Origin of the sequence: Nocardia brasiliensis NBRC 14402, assembly GCF_000308475.2 — a bacterium.
GTDB lineage: Bacteria > Actinomycetota > Actinomycetes > Mycobacteriales > Mycobacteriaceae > Nocardia > Nocardia brasiliensis.
Map to the genome: position 1 here is coordinate 85,958 of NZ_BAFT02000110.1, position 24,870 is coordinate 110,827.

Here is a 24,870-nt window from a genome sequence, read left to right on the forward strand (position 1 = left end):
CGACTGGGGCGGGCCGCTTCCGACGGATTCACTCGGCGGCGGGCACGGCGGTCTCGTGCACCGAGCGCCACAGATAGCCGTGGTCGGCGACGAACAGGATGGCGGTGACCAAACGGCGGGTGCGCACCTCGGCCAGGCTGTTCTCCGCGACGAAGCGGACGGTGACGATCTTGCCGCTGTGCGCGAGCTCCTCGAGGCCGGTGACCTCGATTTCCAGGCCGGGCTGGCTGTTCTTCGCCGACCACACACCGGCGAGCAGGGTGTCCCGGTCGACCACCTGGCCGACCGTGGTCACCGCGGAGAACCCGTCGTGCAGCGCGTTGGCGAACCGGTCGAACACCTTGGGCGGTGCGTTCGAACTCAGCCATTCGGCGAGATCGAAGTGCAGGGCGGCGACCACGTCGGCCAGGTGGGGATGTGCGGACATCAGCGGCGGATCTCGATCTCGGTAGCGCGGTCGGGTTCGCTCCGGAGATCATATCCAGCGCGGTCGGTCCTAGGTGTCCGCGCCGACCAGCGCGGAGGTCGGCTCCTGCGCCGGTGTCTCCGGCGGGGTGTCCAGGTCGCGCCGACGCGAACGGTAGTACTGGAGCACGCCGATCCCGGCGAGGCCGAGCAAGGCCGTCCCGATGCTGATCTGCCACCCCGGCGGGCGCCAGGTGATGGTGAGTTCGGCGTTGCGGGTGCCCGCCGGGAGGTCCGCGGCGAGGAAGGTCTTCGCGACGGCGGCGGTCGGAATCTCCTGGCCGTTCAAGGTGATTCGATACCCCGGCCAGGCGAGCCGGGCGAACACGACCCGGCCGCCGTTCGCGGAACTCACCGTGGCCCGGCTGGTGTAGTCACCGTCGGAGAGCGCGGTGGCGCGCACGCCCGCCGCGGTGGCGGCGATCGCGCCGTTGCGCGCGGGCTGCGCACCGGGCACGCGTTCCAGGACCGAGATGTAGCGCTCGTGGCCCGGGTAGTCGACCCACCGCCAGCCGTTGGGCGCGGGCGAGTTACGCGTGTCCGGATACTGGGCTCGGTGCAGCACAACGCGATCGACCTGCATCAGGTCGACAATCGTGGTGCCGGTGCTCGGTTCGGTCTCGAAGGCGCGCCGGAATGCGTCCGGGCAGGTGCTGCCGTCCCAGGCCATGCACAGCACCCCGGCGAACGGCGCGTGGCCGATCGGGGTGTACCCGTTGACGTAGCGGGACTGCAGATTCTTCGCGTAGTTGCCGATCGCGAGCGAACCGTACGCACCGGCGAGCGAGCGGTCCTGCGGGCCGAGCACCGCGCGGTCGGCGAGTTGCAGAGTGAGACCGTCGAAATCGGGGAAGGCCGCGGTCATGTCGGACCGCCGCTCGGGGAAGTTGTAGGACATCGGCGTCTCGGGTGCGCTGCGCACCTGGGCATAGGCGATCGGGAACATCACGAAGATGGCCAGCGCGCACGCCAGTGCCGGTCCGCGGTTGCGCAGCAGCCACAGTGTCGCGGCGCCGACCGCGAGCACCACCGCGGCCGCGAGCAGATGCCGCAGCACCAGCGCGGGCGCCGCCGAGAACGAGCGCACGAACAGCAGCGCGATCAGCACGGCGGCCGCCGTGCCGCGCCGCCGCCAGGACGCGAAAGTGCCGTGGCGGCTGAGCAATACGCAGACCAGCACGAGCAGCGCGATGGCGAGCATGGGCAGCACGCGGGCGGGCCAGCGCAGCGGGCCGACCGCACCGGGCCCGGCCGTCCACATCAGCATGGCCGCGGCGAAGATCGCGATTCCGCTGAACTCGCGCGCGGAACGCGCCGCGGCATGCCAGCCGATGAAGGCCAGCGCGGGAATCAGGAACCACGCGATATAGACCATCGGCAACGGCTGCACGTGCCCCCACCACGCGGTGAACGCGGGCGTCGTGCTCGGCAGGCTCGCGTTCAACGACTCCGACCAGGGCACGGTCAGGAACGGATCATTGTGGATCTTGGCGTTGCCCCGCCAGGTCACCTGCGAGGAGAGGATGCCGGGCAGGTTGGCCGCCATGGCCGCCAGCGCGGCGCACCCCGCCGCCGCCATCAGCCGCAGCGAAGGCCCCCAGCGGCGCTGGTGGATGACCTCGCCGACCACGACGGCCGCGATCATCAACCCGGCTTCGACTGCGGGAAAAGCGTATTGGACGGTCAGGGTCAGGTACAGGAAGACGAAGACCGGGATCGGACCGCTGCGTCCGCGCGCGTAGTACACCGCCGAGGCCCAGGCGTGCACGAGCCATGCGGTGGCGGTGTGCGAGGTCATCCAGCTGGCCTGATCGAAGAAGAGGAACCAACCACTCAGTGGAAAGGCCACACCGGCCAGCGCCGCCCACGGGGCGTGCGCACCGTAGGCGCGGCAGATCCGGAACACGCCGAGCGCGGCGATGATCGAGAAGATCAGCTTCACGGCCGTGGCGTACACGGCCAGGTTGTCCATCGAGGGCGCGAGCAGGTGCACGAGCAGTTGGGGCGGGTTGTAGAGGCCGGCTTCCTCCAGGGAGTAGTTGCCCGCCATCCATTCCCAGGGCACCAGCGCGGGGAAACGTCCCTCCCGCAGGTGCGTGCCGAGGGCCACCCACATCGGCGCGTACTGCGCCTCGGTGTCGTCGGTGTAGTAGTGCCGAGCGTCGGCCAGCAGGACCGCCGCGTACCCGGCGATCACTCCGACTACGGTTACCGCTCCCCAGATTCGCGTGTCTTTCCGCGACGCGTCCACCGCAGTTGCTCCCACGAGCGCCAGATCGTATTCGCACGGAGTGAACGGGGCAAGAATCCGGACAAAAGCGGCCGTTTATCGGGTGGGGGCGGCGTGGTGGTGGGTACCGGTTTGGCCGGAGTCGGCGCGGGTTTCGCCGGCGTCGGCTTCGGTTCGGCAGTGGTCGGGGCCGGTGCGGGCGCCGTGGGCTGCTTGGTCGCGGGTGGCGCCGCAGGGGGCTGTACAGCCTGCGGCTGCTGCGCCGGTTGCGACTGCGCGGCCGGTGGTTGCTGCGGTGCGGGCGCGGACTGCTGTGCCGAGGGTGCCGCGGCGGGCGGGGGCGCTACGGCTGGTGCGGGTGGTGGCGGCGTCGCGGTCGAGGTCGGCGCGGGCCGGGCCGGGCTCGAACCCGGTGCCGTGGACGGTGTTCGCTGCGACTTCGGCTCGACGACGGTCGGCACGGTGGTGCTGGGGGAGGTAGTCGGCGTGGTTGTGCGCGGCGTCGTCACCGGCGGCGGTGTGCTGGTGGTCGGCGCCGGTGTGGTGGTCGTGGCCGGGGCGGAGGTCTTCGGGGGCACCGGCACCGTCGTGGTCGGCCGCTTGTTGTCCGGCAAGCCGGGGATCGTCAGCGGCATCGTCGGCGGCGGTCCGGGCAGGCGCAGCGGGCCGGGTTTGGGCGCCGGTGTGCCGGGCGCCGGGGGCGTGCAGAAGATCCCGCACGGGATCTGTCCCCGGCCGGGGACATTGATCAGGACATGGATCTGCAGCGTCAACGTGCCGTTGGGGGTCGCGGTACCGGTGGGCTCCACCGTGGTCGTCGGCGCGGGCGTGGTGGACGGCGTCTCGGTCGTCGTGGGCGCCGCCGGATCGGCCGGCGGATCAGCGGGCGGGGCGAGCGCGGCCGGATCGTCCACCACCATGCTCGAGCCGGTGCCCTCGGGCATACTGCCGTCGGGCATGCTGTCCGGCACGGCGGCCGAGATCTCCACCGGCGTCGCACCGCCGGTCTTGTAGGCGTTGGCCCAGCTCAGCACGAGCGTCGCGTAGTCGCGGGAATTGTTGTAGCGCAACACCGCTCGCATCTCCTGCTGCGGATCGCGCAGGTCCAGTCCACCCGAGCAGAGGTATTTACCCGCGGCCAGCGTGGCATCGAAGACGTTGTTCGGGTCGGTGTTGCCGTCGCCGTCGCCGTCGGCGGCGTAGATCGCCCAGGTGCCCGGCAGGAACTGCATCGGGCCGACGGCGCGCACGAAACTGCCGTCGCTGGCCTTGATGATCTCGTTGCCGGGCAGGGTGCCGTCCAGCGCGGGGCCGAAAATGGTGCCCTTGGTGGTGCCCTTCTCGTCGATCCGCCCGTTGGCCGCGTGATTGGACTCCACCTTGCCGATACCGGCCAGCAGATACCAGGGCAGGCCGCATTTGGGCATCGATGATTCCGCGGACAGTTCGGCGTTGCGGTAGGCGGCGAGCAGCGGCTCCGGGATGCCGCGGGTGCCGTCCTGCGGCACCTCGACGTCCTGCAGGTCCAACGGGCCGTTGATCAGCGAATCACCCTCGGACAGCGGAGTTTCCGTCGACGAGTCACCGAGTTGTTCGGTGCCGGTGGGCGTGACGCTCGCCGACTGGTCGGTGACCGGGTAGGTCTGGTCGGTGGAGGTGGTCGCGGCCGCGAGCGTGCTGTCGGGTGCGTGTGCGGGCGGCGCGGTGTGCGCGGCCGAGCCGGTCATCAGCAACCCGGTCATTGCCAGCGCGGATACGGTAAATGGACCGGACATTCGCATCGGCACACCAATCTCTCGTACGTCTACAGCGCGGGCGGCGACTTGCGCGGCACCACCACGATTTCCGAAAGTTCGTCATCGACGCAAAGCACGCACGCGAATATCTACCGGGACATCCGCATTTCGCTGACCACCACAATTCACCCCGAAGGTGTCGACGGGTGTAATCGAGAAGTGTTGTACGAGTGGATGTCTCAGTAGGCGCCGGTACTCCTGTCGTGCGGTTGGCGAACAAGCGGCGCAATCATGACACGAAATGTGCGGGCACGGATTCCCCAGTCCCACTGGGGAGGACGCCGAACCGCTTCCGCCGCCCTGAATTACGGTCCGACCGGCAGGTATCCCCAGTTCTGCGGTCCCCAGTCGGAACTCGGGCGCTGACCCATACTGCTGTGTGCACCCTGCTGTTCATTCGGAGGTCCGCAATGCGGAAGTTGTTTTTCCCCTATGTTTTCGGCGCGGTAATCGCGCTCATCGCCCTTGTGCTACCCGGCCTGACCGCTACCGCCGCGGCGGACAAGCCGCCGGCTACCGAACGTGGCGTGACCGATATCGTTCCCGTGCCCGTTCAGGCTCGGCCGGACACCAAGGCGAATTTCAAGCTCGCCGCCGACAGCGTTATTCGCGCCGAACACCAGGCCAAGCCGGTCGCCGAATATCTGGCCGCATTGTTGCGGCCCGCCACCGGTTTTCGGTTGCCGGTGGTCGAGCGGCACGATCTGGCCAAGTCCGGGATCACCCTGCAACTCGGCGACGCCGGCCCGCGCGTGGGCGACCAGGGCTATCAGCTCTCGGTGACCAAACGCGGTGTCACGCTGCGGGCGAACACCACCGCCGGCCTGTTCGGCGGCGTGCAGTCGCTGCGTCAGCTCTTCCCCGCCTCGATCAACAAAACCACTGTGCAGAAACAGGATTGGATCGTCTCCGGTGGTGAAGTTGTGGACTACCCCCGGTTCGCGCACCGCGCGGCGATGCTCGATGTGGCCCGGCATTTCTTCAAGCCCGACCAGGTCAAGCGCTACATCGATCAGATCGCCCAGTACAAGATCAACACGCTGCACCTGCACCTGACCGATGACCAGGGCTGGCGGATCGAGATCAAGAGCTGGCCCAAGCTCGCCGAGATCGGCGGCCAGACCGCGGTGGGCGGCGACCCGGGCGGTTACTACACCCAGGAGCAGTACCGCGACATCGTCGCCTACGCCGCGTCCCGGCACATCACGGTGATCCCCGAGGTCGACATGCCCGGCCACACCAACGCCGCGCAGGCCTCCTACGGCGAATTGAACTGCGACGGAAAGCCGGTGCCGCCGCGTACCGATATCGAGGTCGGCTACAGCTCGCTGTGCATCGGCAAGCCGATCACCTACAAGTTCGTCGAGGACGTCATCCGCGAGCTCGCCGCCATGACCCCCGGCCCGTACCTGCACATCGGCGGCGACGAGGCGCACTCCACCTCGCCCGCGGACTACCAGACTTTCTACGACAAGGTCTCGCCGATGCTGGCCACCTACGACAAGAAGGCCATCGGCTGGCACAACATCGTCGTCACCAACCCGCCGACCTCGACCATCGCGCAGTACTGGGATCCGGCCAACACCAACGCCGATGTCGCCGCCGCGGCGGCCCGGGGCAACAAGGTCCTGATGTCGCCGGCCAACAAGTCCTACCTGGACATGAAATACAACCCCAATACCCCGCTCGGCCTGCACTGGGCCGGTTATGTCGAGGTGAAGGACGCCTACAACTGGGATCCGGTGACCTTCCTGCAGGGCGTCTCGGAGAAGCAGGTCATCGGCATCGAGGCCCCGCTGTGGTCGGAGACCCTGCGGACCAGCGCCGACATCGAGTTCATGGCCTTCCCGCGCTTGGCGGGTGCGGCCGAGATCGGCTGGTCCCCGGCCGCGACGCACAACTGGGACAGCTACCGCGCGCGACTGGCCAAGCAAGGGCTGATCTGGGCCGCGCAGGGCATCAACTTCTACCGCTCGCCGCAGGTGGATTGGAAATAGCCGGATACCCGAAAGGAGTTCGAAGTGTCGCTTTACAGATCAGCTCTCGTCGCTTGCTTCGCCCTACTGTCCGCCTTGGGCACGGTCACCGTCCCGACCGCACTCGCCGAGTCACAGGCCCAGGCGCCCGCCGTGGACACCGACGGTGACGGACTCAGCGACGAATGGGAGACGAAGGGTTACGACGCCAACGGTGACGGGAAGATCGATGTGGATCTTCCGGCCATGGGCGCGGATCCGAAGCACAAGGATCTCTTCGTCGAGATGGACTACATGAGCGGTCGCCTGCCGACCACCGCCGCGCTCGATCGCGTCGTCGCGGTGTTCGCCACCTCGCCGGTGACCAACCCGGACGGGCGCAACGGGATCAAGATCCACCTGGACGCCGGTAATGCCCGGGGCGCCGCCTACAACCTCGGCGGCGGCAACCAGGTGCCCTACGACAACAACCTGTCGCCGGTGGACAGCCAGGTGGCGGCCATCAAGCGAACCAACTTCGCCGCCAACCGGTCGCGCATCTTCCACTACATGATCTGGGCCGACTCGTACGACAACGGATGCAGCAGCGGTATCTCGCTGGGCATCCCGGCCGACACCTTCATCGTGGCACTCGGCCCGAAGTGCAACTGGACGCCGGACGACAACGAGAACGTGGGCACGTTCATCCATGAACTCGGCCACAACCTGGGGCTCAAACACGGCGGCGTGGATCACACCAACTACAAGCCGAACTACCTCAGCGTGATGAACTACAGCTTCCAGTTCGCCGGTGTGCCGAAGACCGACGGCACGTCGTATTTCGGCTACTCCAGCGTGAATCCGCCTGCGCTGGACGAAACCGCGCTGCAGGAGCGGCAGGGCATGGGCCCGGTGTCCGCGGGCTGGCGCACGGTCTACTTCTGCCCCGACGGCTCCCGTAAGCGGACCGGCGCGGCCGACCAGCCGATCGACTGGAACTGCAACGGCTCCATCGCCTCCGGTTCGGTGCGCAGCAGCATCAACAACGACGGTAGCTACAACACCCTGCGGGCCCAGAACAATTGGGCGTCAGTGGTATTCGACGGCGGCAGCATCGGCACCGTCGGCCCCGAGTCGCGCAGGCTGCCCGAGCGTTCCCCCGACGAGATGACCAAGGAGCAGTACGACCAGATGAAGAACATCCGCGACTGACCCCCGCAACCGTCCCGAATGGATTCCCGGTGACGGGGCCGCGCCGGCCCCGTCACCGGGAATCGCCCTGTGCGCGCCGACCGTCGCATGGCCGAAAGACGCCATGGCAATGATTTGCTACGGCGCTACCCGTGCGGGTCGGTCCTAGGTCGGCTGTCCTGCCGATGTGCGATGATCACGCAGGTGAGCAGTACATCCGAGGCGGACCGCCTGCGTGATCTCGCCCGGTTGCGGCGAGTCCGCGATCGCATCGACCGGGAGTACGCACAGCCGCTCGACGTCGAGGCGCTCGCCCGCGACGCGCACATGTCGGCCGGGCATCTCAGTCGCCAGTTCCGGATCGCCTACGGCGAGTCGCCGTACTCCTACCTGATGACGCGCCGGATCGAACGCGCGATGGCGCTGCTGCGCCGGGGCGACCTCAGCGTCACCGAGATCTGCTTCGCGGTCGGCTGCTCCTCGCTGGGCACCTTCAGCACGCGCTTCACCGAGTTGGTCGGCATGTCGCCGAGCGCGTACCGGAAGGCGATCGCCGACCAGACCACGGAGATGCCGACCTTCATCACCAAACAGGTCACCAGACCGATCAGGAATCGAGAAGCGTCGACCCGGCAGCCGGATCTAGCGTGATTGCCATGGACATCAGCATTCTTTCCAGCTTTCTCCCGCAAGACGACCCGGAGGCCGCGATCGCGTTCTACCGCGACACGCTCGGCTTCGAGGTGCGCAAGGACGTCGGGTTCAACGGCATGCGGTGGATCACCGTCGGCCCGCCCGACCAGCCCGGCACCTCCATCGTGCTGCACCCGCCCGCTGCGGATCCCGGCATCACCGACGAAGAGCGCCGCGTCGTCACCGAGATGATGGCCAAGGGCACCTACGGCGCGCTGCTGCTGGCGACCAAGAACGTCGACGACACCTTCGAGAAGGTGCAGGCCGGCGACGCCGAGGTGGTGCAGGAGCCGACCGACCAGCCCTACGGCGTGCGCGACTGTGCCTTCCGCGATCCCGCGGGCAACTTGATCCGTATTCAGCAAGTGCGCTGAGCGATTCGGCGATCGGGGTCGCGCCGGGCACACCGGCACCGTGCCCACGCGGCCCCGCCCAACCAAGATGGAGACAGGATGAGCAGCGCCACCAGGGCGAACTCGAAGCAGGCCGCACGTCACGCCGCGGACAGTCACGACGCGATCCGGGTGGTCGGCGCGCGCGTGAACAACCTGAAGGACGTCAGCATCGAGCTACCGAAGCGCAGGCTGACGGTGTTCACCGGTGTTTCCGGCTCGGGCAAGAGCTCTCTGGTGTTCAGCACCATCGCCGCGGAATCGCAGCGGCTGATCAACGAGACCTACAGCAGTTTCGTGCAGGGTTTCATGCCGACGCTGGCCCGGCCCGAGGTCGACGTGCTCGACGGGCTGACCACCGTGATCACCGTCGACCAGCAGCGGATGGGCTCGGACCCGCGCTCCACAGTCGGCACCGCCACCGACGCCAACGCCATGCTGCGCATCCTGTTCAGCAGGCTCGGCAAGCCGCATATCGGCTCGCCGCAGGCGTACTCCTTCAACGTCGCCTCGATCAGCGGCGCGGGCGCGGTCAACATCGAGCGGGCCGGGCGCACCATCCGGGAGCGGCGCAGCTTCAGCATCACCGGCGGCATGTGCCCGCGCTGCGAAGGCCGCGGCTCGGTCTCCGATATCGATCTCACCCAGCTCTACGACGACTCCAAGTCGCTGGCCGAGGGCGCGTTCACCATCCCCGGCTGGAAGTCGGACAGCTTCTGGACGGTGCGCGTCTACGCCGAGTCGGGCTTCGTCGATCCGAACAAGCCGATCCGCAAGTACACCAAGCGGGAACTCAACGATTTCCTCTACAAGGAACCGGTCAAGGTCAAGGTCGACGGCGTCAACCTCACCTACGAGGGCTTGATCCCCAAGATTCAGAAATCGTTCCTGTCCAAGGACAAGGAGTCGATGCAGCCGCACATCCGCGCGTTCGTCGAGCGTGCGGTCACCTTCACCACCTGTCCCGACTGCGCGGGCACTCGGCTCAGCGAAGAGGCCAGGTCGTCGAAGATCAAGCGCAAGAACATCGCCGACCTGTGCGCGATGGAGATCCGCGATCTGGCCGAGTGGGTGCGTGCACTGAAAGAGCCGTCGGTCCAGCCGCTGCTCGATTCGCTGGTGGCCACCCTCGACTCGTTCGTCGAGATCGGGCTCGGCTATCTCTCGCTGGAACGGCCGTCGGGCACGTTGTCGGGCGGAGAAGCCCAGCGGGTCAAGATGATTCGCCACCTCGGCTCGGCGCTCACCGACGTCACCTACGTTTTCGACGAGCCCACCATCGGCCTGCACCCGCACGATATCCAGCGGATGAACGACCTGCTGCGGCAATTGCGGGACAAGGGCAACACGGTGCTCGTCGTGGAGCACAAGCCGGAGACGATCGCGATCGCCGACCACGTGGTCGATCTCGGTCCCGGCGCGGGTTCCGGCGGCGGCACCATCTGTTACGAGGGTTCGGTCGAGGGTCTGCGGGCCAGCGGCACCATCACCGGCCGGCACTTCGACGATCGTGCCGCGCTCAAGGAGTCGGTGCGTAAACCCACTGGCGCACTGGAGATCCGGAATGCCACGCGGCACAACCTCCGGGGCGTCGACGTCGACATTCCGCTCGGGGTGCTGTGTGTCGTCACCGGCGTCGCGGGATCCGGCAAGAGCTCGCTCGTGCACGGCTCGATTCCGGCGTCCGAAGGCGTGGTCGCCGTGGATCAGACGCCGATCCGTGGTTCGCGGCGCAGCAACCCGGCCACCTACACCGGGCTGCTCGAACCGATCCGTAAGGCGTTCGCGAAGGCCAACGATGTCAAACCCGCACTGTTCAGCGCGAATTCGGAAGGTGCGTGCCCGAACTGCAACGGCGCGGGCGTGATCTACACCGACCTCGGGATGATGGCGGGTACCGCGAGCACCTGTGATGTGTGCGAGGGCAAGCGATTCGACGCCTCGGTGCTGGATTATCACCTCGGCGGCCGCGATATCAGCGAGGTGCTCGCCATGTCGGTGCGCGAGGCGGAGGAGTTCTTCGGCTCGGGCGAAGCGCGCATCTCCGCCGCGCACGCCATCCTGGCGCGGCTCGTCGATGTCGGGCTCGGCTACCTCACCATCGGCCAGCCGCTCACCACGCTGTCCGGCGGCGAACGGCAACGGCTCAAGCTGGCCACGCACATGGCCGACAAGGGCGGGGTCTACGTCCTCGACGAGCCGACCACCGGTCTGCACCTCGCCGATGTGGAGAACCTGCTCAACCTGCTCGACCGCCTGGTCGAGTCCGGTAAGTCGGTCATCGTCATCGAGCACCACCAGGCCGTGATGGCGCACGCCGACTGGATCATCGACCTGGGGCCGGGCGCGGGCCACGACGGCGGCAAGATCGTCTTCGAAGGCACGCCCGCCGAACTCGTCGCGGCGCGGTCCACGCTCACCGGAGAACATCTCGCCGACTACGTCGGCGCCTGAGCGAGGCACGTACCGCAGACAAAGACCGACGCCGTACGGCCCCCGGGGGGTGGGGCCGTACGGCGTCGGTCGGCAATCGTGCTGAATTCGCTTGTGCCGCTTACTCGAAGCGGTCAGTGCGGCAGACCCATGCCCTCGGCCAGCAGTGGCCAGGAATTGTGCAGGGCCTCTTCCCAATACGGCCAGTAGTGCGTGCCGACCGGATTGAACTGGTAGATGGCCGGGATCTGCAGCGAGTCCAGGCGGTTCTTCAGATTTGCCGTGCACCCGTTGACGGCGGCCTCGATGATCACCCCGAGGCCGAGGTTCACCGCACCCGTCGGGCCCGGCGCCTTGCCGAGGTAGTAGTTGACGTCCTCCAGCACCGGGATGCCGCTACCACTGGAGATGTAAAGCAGTGTGCCGCGCAGCTTTTCGGCATTGAGCACCGGATCGTTCGCGGCCCACAGCGGACTGTCGGCGGGGCCGTACATGTTGTCGGTGCTACCGCCGGACCAGGTCTCGACCGCGAACTTGACGAACTGCCGCCCAGCGGGATCGGCCATCTGCGCGCACCCGCTGTAGGCGGCGACCGCTTTCCAGAGACCCGGCTTGGCCTCGGCCAGCTGCAACACCGAGGTGCCGGAGGTCGACAGGCCGGTCAACGCGTTGCGACCGGTGGACTGCAAGGCCTTGTCCAGCAGCGGCGGCAGTTCCTCGGTGAAGAACGTCCGCCACTTGTTGAGCCCCAGCACCGGGTCGCGCTGCCGCCAGTCGGTGTAGTAGCTCGCGCGGCCGCCGATCGGCTGGATCACGTTGACCGGCTTGTCGGCCAGCCATTCCAGCGCCTTGGTCTGGGCCTGCCAGCTGGCCGTGCCCTCGCCGCCGTCGAGGCCGTTGAGCATGTAGAGGTTCGGCGCGGGCACCGACTCGTCCGCCGGGCGCTGCACATCGATCGCGACCTCGGTGTCCATCGCCGCCGAGTACACCTTCAGGTGCCACAGCCGCCCGTCTTTCGTGAGGGTGGTGATGGCCGAGGGCCGCTGCGGTTCGGCCGAGGCGGTCCCACCGAGCAGGCTCACCGACAGCATCGCCGCGAGTGCCACGACGGTGGTACGCACCGCGACCCCGGCCCGCGACGATCGTCTCTTCAGTCGAACATGCATCTGTTTGCGTACTCCCTCTGCTTGCGGTGCGCCGAGCGGACCCACGGTTACCCGACCGGTTATGTCTGTCCTTACGGGAAAACTGTTACACGGCAGCGTTGTTCGGCTACGCGGGCAGCCCGCTCCCGGTGCTCCATCCGCTTCCGGCACGCTGCGGGCCGCCTCGTCGAATTCATCTCATTTATGCCGGCTACATCGAATGAAGCTGCTGCTCATTATTTCGAGTAAAGAGTTAGGATGTTCGTCTCGGCGCTGCCTTCGGAGACGGTTCCGACTCGTCTTGCAAATAAATCTCATGAACCCCTAATAATGCCCCTATCGCATATGTGGCATGGGTCACCGATCGGCGTGAGTTCGCTTGTGCCGCAAACGACGGGCAAAGGGGAATCCGGTTTTGTGTTCAGATTATCGATTCTCATTGTTAACCGCCTGTACTCGACGCAAGCCCTAGGTCACCCATGCGGCAACCTTTCGATACCGACCGCGCGGTAGCCTCGGATGGAAGCTATCTGACAGCAACTTTCAAATGAAAACCTCGATCGGGAGTGGGAAGGTGCGGTTCATGATAAAAATCCGGCGAGCGATCGGCGTCCGTGGCGTCGTTCGTAGGGAAATCTGACATGTCGCGAACTGGTCAAGCGACCAATCGCGACAGCAGCCGCTGAGCAAGCGGCTGGACGAAGAAATGTGCAGGGGAGACCGAAGTGCGGGATAGCGCGTCCGTAGCGGCTGGGCCGACGCGGGAACCGGGTCGTGCGCGACGGGCGCGGGCGCCGCGATCCGGGGGCGCCACGCTGCCGCGATTGCTGGCGGTTGCGGTGGAAGCCGATCCGGACGGGACCGCGGTCGCGTTCGACGGCACCGCGCTGCGCTATCGGGAACTGGACGATCTGTCGTCGCGCTTGGCGCGCCTGCTGATCGGGCGGGGGATAGGCCCCGGGGATCTGGTCGCGGTCGCGATCGAATCCTCGGTCGAGGCGGTGCTCGTGCTGTGGGCGGTGGCGAAGACCGGCGCGGGCTTCCTCGTGCTCGACCCGCACGAGTCCGAGCGGCGGGAGCGGTTGGTGACGGCCGCGGGGCCGGTCATCGGCTGTACGGCGGTAGCGACCGTCGCGAATACGCCGTCCGGGCTGGAATGGCTGGTGGTCGACGATCCCGGTGTGCGGCGCGAACTCGCCCAGTTGTCCAGTGAGCCGGTGACTTACGCGGATCGGCTACGCCCCGTGAAAGGTGCGGACATCGCCTATCTGTCCGGATCGTGCGCTGCGGGCAGCGAAGTCGCGCCCGTGACGCAGGCCGAGGTGGCGGCGATCAGGCCGCTCCTGGAGCGCGGACAGGTGCCGGGTCAACTCGGCGTCTTCTTCGGCACCGTCTTCCCGCGCACCGCGTATCCGAGCCCGGACAAAACGCTGGCCACCTCGTTCGACGAGGTGGTCCGGGCGTTCCCGGACGCCACCGCGGTGACCTGCGGTCCCGCGGCACTGACCTATCGCGAGCTCGACGTGCGGTCGAACAGGTTGGCGCGCAGGCTGATCGCGCGCGGGATCGGCCCGGAGCACGTGGTGGCGGTGGCGCTGCCGCGCTCGGTGGATCTGGTGGTCGCACTGCTGGCGATCATCAAGGCGGGGGGCGGCTATCTGCCGATCGATCCGGCCTATCCGGCCGATCGGATCGCCTATCTGCTGGCCGACGCCGCACCGGCGTGCGTGCTGACCCGGGCCGGAATCACGCTGCCCGGCACGACACCCACGATCGATGTGGGCCGGGTGGTCGACCTCAACGGCGCGCCGATCGATGACGACGAGCGTGTGCTGGCCTTGCGTCCGGGGAACCTCGCGTACGTGATCTACACCTCCGGATCCACGGGACAGCCCAAAGGCGTGCAGGTCCCGCATCGCAACGTGCTCGCCTTGTTCGCGAACACCAGGGCGCAGTTCGGCTTCGATCAGCGCGACGTGTGGACGATGTGCCACTCGTACGCCTTCGACTTCGCGGTCTGGGAGCTGTGGGGGCCGTTGCTGCACGGCGGCAGATTGGTGGTCGTGGACTACGAAACCTCCCGCGTCCCTGACCAATTCCTGGAATTGCTGCGTTCGGAGCGAGTTACCGTGCTGAACCAGACGCCGTCGGCGTTTTATCAGCTCGCCGAGGCGGACCGCGTGGCGTCGTCGGACGACGCGGTCCAGGCGCCATTGTCTTTGCGGTACATCGTATTCGGCGGCGAAGCACTCGATTTCCGGCGCGTGGACGCGTGGCAGAACCGGTACGGTCCCGGCGTCCGTCTGGTGAATATGTACGGCATCACCGAGACCACGGTGCATACCACCTTTCATTCCGTTGCCATCGGTGAGCGCAGCGTAATCGGCGCCGCCATCCCCGGTTTGCGACTTCTGGTGCTCGACGACCGGATGCGTCCGGTCCCCGCGGGCGTGCCGGGGGAGATCTATGTCGCAGGCGTGCAGCTGGCGCGAGGCTACCTCGGCCGCGCGGGTCTGACCGCGGGCCGGTTCGTGGCGAATCCGTTCGCTCCCAATGGTTCCCGTCTCTACCGGTCCGGTGATCTGGCCGTCCGGCAGGCCGACGGCAAGCTCGTCTACCTCGGCCGCGCCGACGACCAGGTGAAGGTGCGCGGGTTCCGCATCGAACTCGGCGAGATCGAGACCGCGCTGCTGGCTGTGGCGTCGGTGCGGCAGGCGGCTGTGGTGGTCCGCGAGGACACCCCGGGTGCTCGGCGGATCGTCGCGTACCTGGTCGGACAGGTGGAGCCCGCGGCGGTGCGCGCCGCGGCGGCCAAGCTGTTGCCAGAGCATATGGTTCCTTCGGCGATCGTCCGCATCGACGCACTGCCGCTGACCACGCACGGCAAACTGGACCGTAAGGCGTTGCCCGCGCCGGTGATCGATACCGCGGTATTCCGTGCGCCGACCCAGCCCCTCGAACGGACCGTCGCCGAGGTGTTCGCCGCAATCCTCGGTGATGTCCGAATCGGCTTGGACGACAACTTCTTCGCGCTCGGCGGCAACTCGCTGCTGGCCGCGCAGGCCGCGGCCCGGCTCGGCGCGGCCCTGGATGCGCGCGTGCCCGCGCGGCTGCTCTTCCACGCGCCCACGGTCGCAGAGCTGGCCGTCGAGGTCGGCAGACACCTGGGCACGGGGGCGCGCCGCCCGCTCGTGGCCGGACCGCGCCCGGAGCACATCCCGCTCTCGATGGCGCAGCAGCGCATGTGGTTCATCAATCAGTTCGACCCAGCCTCGGCGGTCTACAACATCCCGGTCGCAGTGCGGCTCACCGGCGAACTCGACCCGGTCGCGTTGCGCCTTGCGGTCGGTGATGTGATCGCGCGGCACGAGACGCTGCGCACCTACTACCCGCAGTCCGACGGCGTTGCCTACCAGTCGATCCTGGATCCGGCCCAGGCGGCGATCGATCTCGCTGTGGAAACGATCGATGCGGCCGCGGTGCTGCCCCGGATCGTCGCGGTGGCTACCACCGGATTCGATGTGGCAGTGCAGGTTCCGTTGCGAGTCGAGCTGTTCCGGATCGACGCCGGGGCTGCCGCGGTCACCGAGCACGTACTGGTGCTCGTAGCGCATCACATCTGCAGCGACGGGTGGTCGATGCTGCCGTTGACCCGAGATGTGATGGTGGCCTACGCGGCTCGCTCGACCGGCGTCGCGCCCGAGTGGGCGCCGCTGCCCGTGCAGTACGCCGATTTCAGTGTTTGGCAGCGGGCGACGCTCGGTGCCGAAACCGATCCGGACAGCTTGCTCACCGGCCAGGCGCGGTTCTGGCGCGCCGCGCTGGCCGGTGCGCCCGACGAACTCGACCTGCCGTTCGATCGACCGCGGCCCGCGACGCGCTCGTTCGCCGGTGGGCACGTAGCCTTTTCGATCGACGGCGCGGTGTATCGCGGACTGACGGACCTGTCCCGCGACCACAACGCGACGCTGTTCATGGTGGTGCACGCCGCTTTCGCGGTCTTGCTGTCCCGGTGGTCGGGTACCGACGATGTCGCCGTCGGCACGGCGGTGGCGGGACGGGGCGAACCCGAACTCGACGATCTCATCGGCATGTTCGTCAACACGCTGGTCCTGCGCACGCAAGTGCGCGCTCAGGAGAGCTTCGAGGAATTCCTCGCGCGGGTCCGCGACAGCGACCTGCAGGCGTTCGCGCACGCCGATATTCCGTTCGAGCGACTGGTCGAACTGCTCGAGCCGGACCGCTCGACCGCGCGGAATCCCTTGTTCCAGGTCGGTTTGGCGTTCCAGAACCTCCCGGCGGCGGCCTTCGAGCTACCCGGGCTGTCGGTCGCCGCGGTCGATTTCGAGAACGATATCGAGAAATGTGATCTGTCCCTGGTGATCGGAGAGACCGACGCGGGGCTGGCGGGCCGGTTCTCCTACGCTCGGGACCTGTTCGACGAAGCCACGATTCGGCACGCCGCCGAGTGGTTCGCACGGTTGCTCGCGGCGATCGTCGCCCAGCCGCGCCGGCCGGTGGGGGATCTGCCGCTGCTCGCGGCCGACGAGTACGCCGCGCTCACCCGGCACCACCCCGCGACGATGCCGCCGGGGGTGCTGATGCCGGAGCTGCTGCTGCGGGGCATGGTGTACGGGCGCGACCGCATCGCGGTCCGTGCGGCCGGCCGCTCGATCAGCTACGGCGAACTCGACGAGCATTCTTCGCGGTTGGCCCGCGTGCTGATCGATCATGGCGTGGGTCCGGAGCGACTCGTCGTCGTGGCGTTGCCGCGCGGGTACGCGATGCTCGCCGCGGCGCTGGCGGTGGGCAAGGCCGGCGGCGCCTACGTTCCGGTCGACCCGGCGTATCCGGTGGATCGGGTGCGCCACATGGTGATCGACTCGGCGGCGGTACTGGGTGTCACCACCACCGAACAGCTGGAGCGGTTGCCGGACGAGGTGGTCTGGCTCGAACTCGATCATCCCGACGTCGCCGCGCTCTGCGCGCGCCGCTCGGCAGCGCCGGTCACCGATATCGATCGGAGAACGCCACTGCGCCTGCACAATCCGGCATATCTGATCTACACCTCCGGGTCGACAGGTGTGCCGAAGGGGGTCGTGGTGACGCACGCGGGGCTGGCCGGGGTGGTCGAGCATGCCGTGGGCATATTGGGTATTGGTTCGGAACATGTCCTGCTGCATTCGATTTCGCCGAGTTTCGACCCGGCCGCGTTGGAGTGGCTGTGCGCGTTGTCGGTCGGGGCGACCCTGGTGGTGCTGCCGCCCGCCGTGCTCGGCGGCCCCGAGTTCGCCGCGGTGCTGCGGGACGAGCGGGTGACGCATTGCAGCGTCACCCCGGCGGTGCTCAGCACCGTCGACCCGGCCGAGGTGCCGACCCGTACGTTCCTGGTGGGCGGCGATGTCACCCCGTCCGATCTGGTGGCGAAGTGGGAGCCCGGCCGCCGCTACGTCAACGCCTACGGTCCGACCGAGGTCACCATCGCCGCCACCTTCGGCGCCCAGCACGCCGGGCGCGAGGTCACCATCGGCACACCGGTGCGCGGGGTGACCGCGGTGGTGCTGGACGCTCGGCTACATCCGGTGCCGCCGGGGGTTACGGGCGAATTGTATTTAGCAGGGGCTACTTTGGCTCGTGGTTACCATGACCGCGCCACGCTCACGGCGCACCGGTTCGTCGCCAACCCCTGGGGTGCACCGGGGGAGCGGATGTTCCGTACCGGGGATCTGGTGCGCTGGTGTGCGCCGGCCGACGGGCAGTCGACCTGGGAACTGAAGTACCTGGGGCGCTCCGATTTTCAGGTGAAGATCCGTGGGTTCCGGATCGAACTCGGTGAAATCGACGCGGTGCTCGGCGCACACGACGACGTCGGGTTCGCGGTTACCGTCGGACACGAGACGCCCACGGGAGAGATGGTTCTGGTCGGCTACGTGCGGGCGGAGCCGGGACGCGCGCTCGACCCGGACCGGCTTCGCGCGGCTGCCGAGCGCATCCTGCCGCGGCACATGGTGCCCGCCGCGATCGTCGTGCTGGACGAGATCCCGTTGACCCCGGCTGGCAAGCTCGACCGAAAAGCATTGCCCGCACCCAGTTTCGGTGTCGCGACGGGCCGTGCGCCGGCCACGCCGACCGAGGAGATCGTGGCGGCGGTCTTCGCGGAGGTGCTGGAGCTCGAGCAGGTCGGCGCCGACGACGACTTCTTCGCGCGCGGCGGCACCTCGCTGCGCACACTCACCCTGCAACACGTACTGGCGGCGCGCGGCATCGAGTTGCCGGTCGCGGCGGTGTTCGGCGCGTCCACCGTGCGTGCGCTCGCCGCGCGCATCGCGGGTCAGGAAGGCGCGCTGCACGACCCGGCCGTGGTCGCCGCCGATGCGGTGCTCGGGCCGGACATCTCGGTCGACGGTCTCCCTCCGAGTCACCGCGGTGGCGCCCGCGACGTGCTGCTGACCGGAGCGACCGGGTTCGTCGGCGCGTACCTGTTGCGCGAACTGCTGGACCGCACCGACGCTGTGGTGTGGTGTCTGGTGCGCGCCGAGAATGCCCGGGCGGGCCGCGCGCGCATCGAGGAGGCTTTGCAGCGGTACCAGCTGTGGGACGACGCGTTGGGGACCCGGATCGTCCCGGTACCAGGCGATCTCGCGCAACCTGCGTTCGGCCTGTCCGACACCGAACATGCTTGGCTCGCCGACCGGATCGACGTCATCTACCACAACGGTGCCCGCGTCAATCACCTCGAGCACTATTCGCGGTTGCGTGCCGCCAATGTCGAAGGGACCCGGGAAGTGTTGCGGCTGGCCACCACTCGCCGGCTCAAACCCGTGCACTTCGTCTCGACCGTCAACACCGTGATCTCGGCCGCGCCCGGGGCATCCGTGTACGAGCACACCCGGCTCGCGGCGGACGAGCTACCGGGACAGGGATACATCTCGTCCAAATGGGCTGCCGAGCAATTGATCCTGCAAGCCGCCGAGCGCGGTGTACCCGCGCGGGTCTATCGCCCGGGATTGGTGTCCGGGGACCTTCAGGTCGGCATCAACAGCCCCGATGACTCGTTCTGGAACATGATCCGCGCGGCGGTGATCCTCGGTGTCGCCCCCGACGTCGGCGCGGCGAGCATCGCGCTGGTGCCGGTGACCTACGTGGCGCGGGCCATCGTCGAAATCTCGCTCAGCCCCGCCACCGCCACCGCCTACCATCTGGTGAACGAGGAGCCGGTGCCGATCCGCACCCTCTTCGACTGTCTGCGTCGCCACGGATTACCCATCGAGACAGCGACATTCGACGACGTCCGCCGCCGCCTCGCCGAACAAGCACACACCCGCTTCCAGACCGGCGACGACTCCCTGGTCCGCGCCGCCCTGCTCGGCGGCAATTTCGCCACCACCCCACCCGACCTGGTCATCGACGCCACCAACACCGCCCGCGCCCTCGCCGGCAGCGCGATCACCTGCCACCCCATCGACGACCACGCCCTGGACACCTACATCACCGCCTTCCTCCGCACCGGATTCTTCCCCGCCCGTGCGAAGTAGCGGTCCTTGCTGACGTGCGCATAGATCTTTGCGGCAGTTTCGGTGTCGCTTCGGGATCGTTCGTCTACGGGTGATCGGCTGCCGGAGTATGACAATTCGCCGTCTAGTCCGCAGCGGTGCGCTCGAGTAGTCGACTCACCCGGGCGAGAACGTCGAGTTGCGCAGGGTTGTACAGGTCATCGATGGCTGTCTCGATGGCTTCGGCGGCGAAGCGGCGGCCGCGGGGTGCGTCGTCGGTGCTGGAGAGTAGGCCTGGGTGAGCGGCGACCAGGGCGCGGATCCGGGGGACGGTGCGTTCGGCGAGGTGCTGTTTGGTGTGGTCGTCGGCGTCGGCGGGGAGTCGATCGAATTCGAGGGCTTCGGGTTCGGTGTGATAGTCCCGGAACAGTTCGATGTAGGTTTCGATGCCCGCGGGGCCGAGCACTCGCGACAGCACCACGATGAAAGCGCGGTCGGCTTCGGAGAGTTCGATGTGGGCGGAGGCGGCGGCCAGCGCGGGCGGGAGATCGGTCGGCGTGCCCTGCGCCATGGTGGTGGCGAGTTCGGTCCGGACCCGTTGCAGGCGTTCGATGTTCGCGGCCAGCTCGGCGTCCAAGGTGCGCAGCGCTTGTTCCGGCGGGACGTCGGCCGCGCCCATGGCGGCGATCTGGGCCAGTGAGAACCCGAGTTCGGTCAGGCGTTTGATGCGTAGCAGCCGCACCAGGTGAGCCACGCCGTAGCTCTTGTAGCCGTTGGCGCGGCGTTCGGGCTCGGCGAGCAACCCGACCTCGTGGTAGTGCCGGACCGCTCGCAAAGTGGTGCCTGCCAGCTCGGCGAGCTGACTGGTGCTCCACGCCATGGGCTGTCCCTCCTCCGTGTCCTCGCGCACATTCGGCTTGAGTGTGCCGCAACGGCACGGTGTCTGCTGGCAGCGGAGTACCGAGCGAAAGGACAGTCATGGCATTACCAGCAGTCATCCCCGTCGAGGAACTGTTCGGTTCACCGGCGCGCGCCGCGGCGACGATCTCGCCGGACGGCACGCGCATCGCCTACCTCGCACCATGGCAGCACCGCTTGAACGTGTGGGTGCAGCGTCTCGACGGGGCCGAGCCTGCCCGCTGTGTCACCGCGGACGACAACCGCAGCGTGTTCCACTACCGCTGGACCGGCGATTCGCGGTGGCTGCTCTACCTCCAGGACGACAACGGCGACGAGAACTGGCACCTCTACCGCGTCGATCCGGAGAACGTGGACGCCGCGGCCGTCGACCTGACGCCGTTTCCCGGCGTGCGGCTGCTCGGTTTCGAGTTGCCGCTAGGCAAGCCGGGCACCGCGATCGTGCAGCTGAACAAGCGGACGCCGGCGGCGTTCGACGCCTATGCACTCGACCTCGGCACCGGCGAACTCACCCTGCTCGCCGAGGGTCAGGGCGCCACCTACGGCTGGCTGAGCAGTCACGCCGGTGACCTGTTCGCGATGGCGCTCACCGCCGACGGCGACGTCGAATTGCGCCGCTGGGACAGCGCCGCGAAGACGCTGCGCCCCATTGCGGTCTGGGACGGCGCCGACTATCCGATGGGGATCAACCCGCTGCAGATCACGCCCGACGGCGCGGGGGTGTGGCTCGGTTCCAACCGCGGCACCGACCGGACCCGCCTGGTCCGGCTCGACCTGGCGACCGGGCAGGAGACCGAGGTCGACAGCCATCCCACCTTCGATCTCGATGCCGGGATCACCGCTTTCGCCGAGCCGCTCATCGTCAGCAGGCGCACCGGCGAACTGATCGGGGCCCGCTACTCCGGCGAACGACAGGTGATCCATGCGCTGGACCCGCAGTTCGCCGAGGTGCTGCCGAAGCTGGCCAGCCTGTCCGACGGCGACCTGCACACCCTGTCCTCGGATCTGAGCGGTCAGCGCTGGGTGGTCACCTTCACCCACGACCGCGACCCCGGCGTCACCTATTTCTACGACCACGGTTCAGGCGAGAGCCGCCTGCTGTTCCGCGCTTACCCACACCTGACCCCCGCGGATCTGGCCCCGATGACGCCGGTGACCATCACCGCGCGCGACGGACTGGCTCTGCCGTCGTATCTGACGCTGCCGGTCGGCGTGCCGCCCAGCCGATTGCCGCTGGTACTGCTGGTGCACGGCGGTCCGTGGACGCGGGACGCCTGGGGGTACGACCCGGCCGTGCAACTGCTGGCGAATCGCGGCTACGCGGTGCTGCAGGTCAACTTCCGTGGCTCGACCGGCTACGGCAAGGCCCATGTCAAAGCGGCCATCGGTGAGTTCGCCGGCAAGATGCACGACGACCTCATCGACGGCGTCGACTGGGCGGTGGCGCAGGGCTACGCCGATCCGGCGCGGGTGGCGATCTTCGGCGGTTCCTACGGTGGCTACGCGGCGCTGGTCGGTGTCACCTTCACTCCGGATGTCTTCGCCGCCGCCATCGACTACTGCGGTATTTCGAGCCTCGCGAACTTCATGCGGACCATGCCGCCGTTCACCCGCCCGATGATGGCCAACAACTGGTACCTGTTCGTCGGCGATCCGGACGACCCGGCCCAGGAGGCCGACATGCTGGCGCGCTCGCCCATCACCCACGTGGACCGAATCCGCACGCCCCTGCTGGTCGTCCAGGGCGCCAACGACGTCCGAGTAGTCCAGGCCGAGTCCGACAACCTGGTCACCGCCCTGCGCGAGCGCGGCGTCGAGGTCGAATACCTGGTCAAGGACAACGAAGGCCACGGCTTCGTGAACCAGGAGAACGAGATAGAAATGTTCCACCTCGTCGACCGCTTCCTCTCCCACCACCTGCACGGCAGGCAGGACCCGGCCAACGAACCGAGATCTGCTCCAGCACAAGCACTTTGAGCTAACTCGCGGCCGAGCGAACGGGCACATCGGGCTCGGCCGCGTGGTGCAGCCGGGTCCGCTCGAATACTCTGCGCAGGATGGGCGGTGCCCACCAGGCGGCTTTTCCGCAGAGCCGCATCGTTGCGGGCAGCAGGGCGCCGCGCACCAGGGTGGCGTCCATCAGCACCGCCAACGGCAAGCCGATGCCGAACGCCTTCGACAGCGATATCCCGGACACCGTGAACGCCAGGAAGACCACCGAGATGACCAGTGCGGCCGCGGTGACGATCCGGCCGGTGCGTTCCAGCCCGACCGCGACGGCGAACGTGCCGGTGGCCGTGTCCACCTGTGCGACGGCGGGCAACTCCGAGAGTCGGGTGGCGAATTCGGTGATAGCCGCCGGATCGGCGTTCGCTTCGGGGGCGACGATCAGCAGGCTGTTCTGACCGCTGGTGTCGAAGTCGCTGCGGATGGTGTCGGCGACCTGCCGTGCCGTCGTCGATGTCGGCAGGATCCGCTCGTCCGGCATACCCAGTTTCATGCCGAGCGCCGGTGCGCCGAGCAGCAGCAGGACCGCGGTCACCAGGACGGCGACCGGGATCGGCCGCCGCATGACGGCCGAGGCCAGTCGATGCCAGAACCCCTCGGTCACATCGGTTTCGACCGCGGCGGGCCGATGTTTGAGCACCCGCCACTTCTCTTCTCGACAGCCGTTTCGTCGCCCGCGATGGTTCCCAGGACCAGCGCCTGCTTACCGTCGCGGCTACGCAGCTGCGGTGCGTGCCCGCTGGTCCAATACGAGCTGACACCGGCGACCTCCGGTTCGGTGGCCAGCCGCTGCGCCAGGGCCTGCCCGTCCCGGACGGCGTCGGGAGCGTCGACTCCGTCCGGGCTGGACACCGGCAGGGTCAGATTCGAGGCATGCCGGCCGAACTCCGACTGCAGCAGGTCCGCACCGCGTGCCGAATCCGAATCCGCCACCGCGAAGCCACCCGCCGACAACTTCGGGTAGAGCGCGGAACCCGCTGCGCCACCGGCGAATACGAGCACAACAGCGAGGATCAGAAAGCTTCGCGATCGGCGCACGATCAGCGCTGAAAGCCGCTCCGACATGACTTTCCTCCCGTCATAGGGTTCAGGTACCTGTAGGAGATTTGGCGAACCGGAAGTGTGACATCATGATTGGGTGGTTCATGTCACACCGGGCGATGCGACGGTCTCGGCGGCGCTGGACGAGGCCACCACGGAGTTCGAACCGCACCGGGGCCTGATCTTCGCGGTCAGCTACAACCTGCTCGGCTCGGTGGCCGCGGCGGAGGACGTCGTCCAGGAGACCTGGCTGGCCTGGGCCGCGGCCCGCCGGGCCGACATCGTCAACGTGCGGGCCTACCTGGTGCGGATCGGGGTCAACGACGCGCTCGCCCGGCTGCAGCGCGCCCGCCGCGAGCGGGAGACCTACCCCGGCCTGTGGCTGCCGGAGCCGTTACCGACCGACGTGGACGGCGAGGTGAACGCGATGCAATCCGAAGCGATCTCGTTCGCCATGATGGTCGTGCTGGAATCGCTGACACCGCTGGAACGCGCGGTTTTCGTGCTGAACGAGGCATTCGGCTACAGCTATCGGGAGATCGCCGAAATCATCGAACGCAGCCCGGATTCCGTCCGTCAGGTGGGTCATCGCGCCCAGCAGCACATTCGCCGGCGGCGCGGACGCTATCGGGCCGACCCCGAGGTGCGGCGGGCGGTGACCGCACGCTTCCTGGTCGCCTCGCAGGGCGGCGATCTCACCGCGCTGCTGGAGTTGCTCGCCCCCGACGTCGCGATGTGGACCGACAGCGGCGGTTTCGCCAAGACCGCCCGGCGCGTCATCATCGGACGCGACAAGGTACTGCGCCTACGCGACGGCGCCGCGGTCCTACTGCTGGACCACCTCACGCCGTCCCTGGTGCACGCCAACGGCGGACCCGCCATCCTGCTCTCCCGCGACAACACCCCGTTCGCCCTGGTCGCACTCGACGTAGACCCGGACGCCCACACGATCCGCGGCATCTACTCCGTGGTCAGCCCGATCAAACTACGTACCCTCGATCGCGCGGAGCCGTTGCACCTGAACTGGCCCACGCCGAGTGGACCGTTGGCTGCCGTCGCGAGATCTGCTCCAGCACACGCGATTTGATCTGAAACGTGTCGGCCGCCCGCG

The 24,870-nt window shown here is 67.9% G+C and carries 15 protein-coding genes; 8 read left to right on the forward strand and 7 right to left on the reverse strand.

Annotated elements, in window-relative coordinates:
• Nucleotides 1–28: 28 nt before the first annotated feature.
• The 3 genes from TY25_RS36650 to TY25_RS43755 all read right to left on the reverse strand — a co-directional run bounded on the left by TY25_RS36650 (nt 29) and on the right by TY25_RS43755 (nt 4,437).
• Complete coding sequence (locus TY25_RS36650; protein ID WP_042264287.1) at nt 29–427, reverse strand: hypothetical protein; 399 nt, start codon at nt 425–427, stop codon at nt 29–31.
• 69 nt (nt 428–496) lie between these two features.
• Nucleotides 497–2,662, reverse strand: a complete 2,166-nt coding sequence (locus TY25_RS36655) for a hypothetical protein (protein WP_063602793.1) — start codon at nt 2,660–2,662, stop codon at nt 497–499.
• An 11-nt stretch (nt 2,663–2,673) separates the two neighbouring features.
• A complete protein-coding gene (locus TY25_RS43755) occupies nt 2,674–4,437 on the reverse strand; it encodes a lytic transglycosylase domain-containing protein (protein ID WP_052383434.1) in 1,764 nt (587 codons plus the stop codon).
• A gap of 464 nt (nt 4,438–4,901) precedes the next feature.
• Here TY25_RS43755 and TY25_RS36665 point away from each other — a divergent pair, with 464 nt between their 5' ends.
• The 5 genes from TY25_RS36665 (at nt 4,902) to TY25_RS36685 (ending at nt 11,176) form a co-directional block, all read left to right on the forward strand.
• Complete coding sequence (locus TY25_RS36665) at nt 4,902–6,488, forward strand: beta-N-acetylhexosaminidase (RefSeq protein ID WP_042264293.1); 1,587 nt, start codon at nt 4,902–4,904, stop codon at nt 6,486–6,488.
• A 24-nt stretch (nt 6,489–6,512) separates the two neighbouring features.
• Nucleotides 6,513–7,658, forward strand: a complete 1,146-nt coding sequence (locus tag TY25_RS36670) for a hypothetical protein (protein WP_042264295.1) — start codon at nt 6,513–6,515, stop codon at nt 7,656–7,658.
• 171 nt (nt 7,659–7,829) lie between these two features.
• Nucleotides 7,830–8,288 (forward strand): helix-turn-helix transcriptional regulator, encoded by a 459-nt coding sequence (locus TY25_RS36675; protein WP_042264297.1) that lies wholly within the window; start codon nt 7,830–7,832, stop codon nt 8,286–8,288.
• A 5-nt stretch (nt 8,289–8,293) separates the two neighbouring features.
• The gene (locus TY25_RS36680) at nt 8,294–8,704 is read left to right on the forward strand and encodes a VOC family protein (RefSeq protein ID WP_042264299.1); all 411 of its coding nucleotides are present in this window, start codon (nt 8,294–8,296) and stop codon (nt 8,702–8,704) included.
• Between the two features lie 78 nt (nt 8,705–8,782).
• A complete protein-coding gene (locus TY25_RS36685; RefSeq protein WP_042264301.1) occupies nt 8,783–11,176 on the forward strand; it encodes an ATP-binding cassette domain-containing protein in 2,394 nt (797 codons plus the stop codon).
• Nucleotides 11,177–11,289: 113 nt separating this feature from the next.
• Here TY25_RS36685 and TY25_RS36690 read toward each other — a convergent pair whose 3' ends face one another.
• Nucleotides 11,290–12,321, reverse strand: coding sequence for an alpha/beta hydrolase (locus TY25_RS36690; protein WP_172595845.1), 1,032 nt, complete (start codon nt 12,319–12,321; stop codon nt 11,290–11,292).
• 803 nt (nt 12,322–13,124) lie between these two features.
• On the opposite strand from TY25_RS36690, the gene TY25_RS36695 reads away from it, so the two are divergent.
• Complete coding sequence (locus tag TY25_RS36695) at nt 13,125–19,835, forward strand: non-ribosomal peptide synthetase (RefSeq protein WP_052383436.1); 6,711 nt, start codon at nt 13,125–13,127, stop codon at nt 19,833–19,835.
• 103 nt (nt 19,836–19,938) lie between these two features.
• Here TY25_RS36695 and TY25_RS36700 read toward each other — a convergent pair whose 3' ends face one another.
• A complete protein-coding gene (locus TY25_RS36700; protein WP_042264303.1) occupies nt 19,939–20,673 on the reverse strand; it encodes a MerR family transcriptional regulator in 735 nt (244 codons plus the stop codon).
• 98 nt (nt 20,674–20,771) lie between these two features.
• Between TY25_RS36700 and TY25_RS36705 the strand changes: the two genes are divergently transcribed.
• Complete coding sequence (locus tag TY25_RS36705; protein WP_042264305.1) at nt 20,772–22,688, forward strand: alpha/beta hydrolase family protein; 1,917 nt, start codon at nt 20,772–20,774, stop codon at nt 22,686–22,688.
• A 1-nt stretch (nt 22,689) separates the two neighbouring features.
• Here TY25_RS36705 and TY25_RS43760 read toward each other — a convergent pair whose 3' ends face one another.
• On the reverse strand, nt 22,690–23,358 hold the full coding sequence (locus tag TY25_RS43760; RefSeq protein WP_042264307.1) for an MMPL family transporter: 669 nt from the start codon (nt 23,356–23,358) through the stop codon (nt 22,690–22,692).
• Nucleotides 23,319–23,783 (reverse strand): hypothetical protein, encoded by a 465-nt coding sequence (locus TY25_RS43765; RefSeq protein WP_146154072.1) that lies wholly within the window; start codon nt 23,781–23,783, stop codon nt 23,319–23,321. Before TY25_RS43765 ends, TY25_RS43760 begins: the two co-directional genes overlap by 40 nt.
• Before the next feature lie 73 nt (nt 23,784–23,856).
• On the opposite strand from TY25_RS43765, the gene TY25_RS36720 reads away from it, so the two are divergent.
• Nucleotides 23,857–24,846: a sigma-70 family RNA polymerase sigma factor gene (locus TY25_RS36720; protein WP_063602794.1), complete on the forward strand. Its 990-nt coding sequence runs from the start codon at nt 23,857–23,859 to the stop codon at nt 24,844–24,846.
• Nucleotides 24,847–24,870 lie beyond the last annotated feature (24 nt).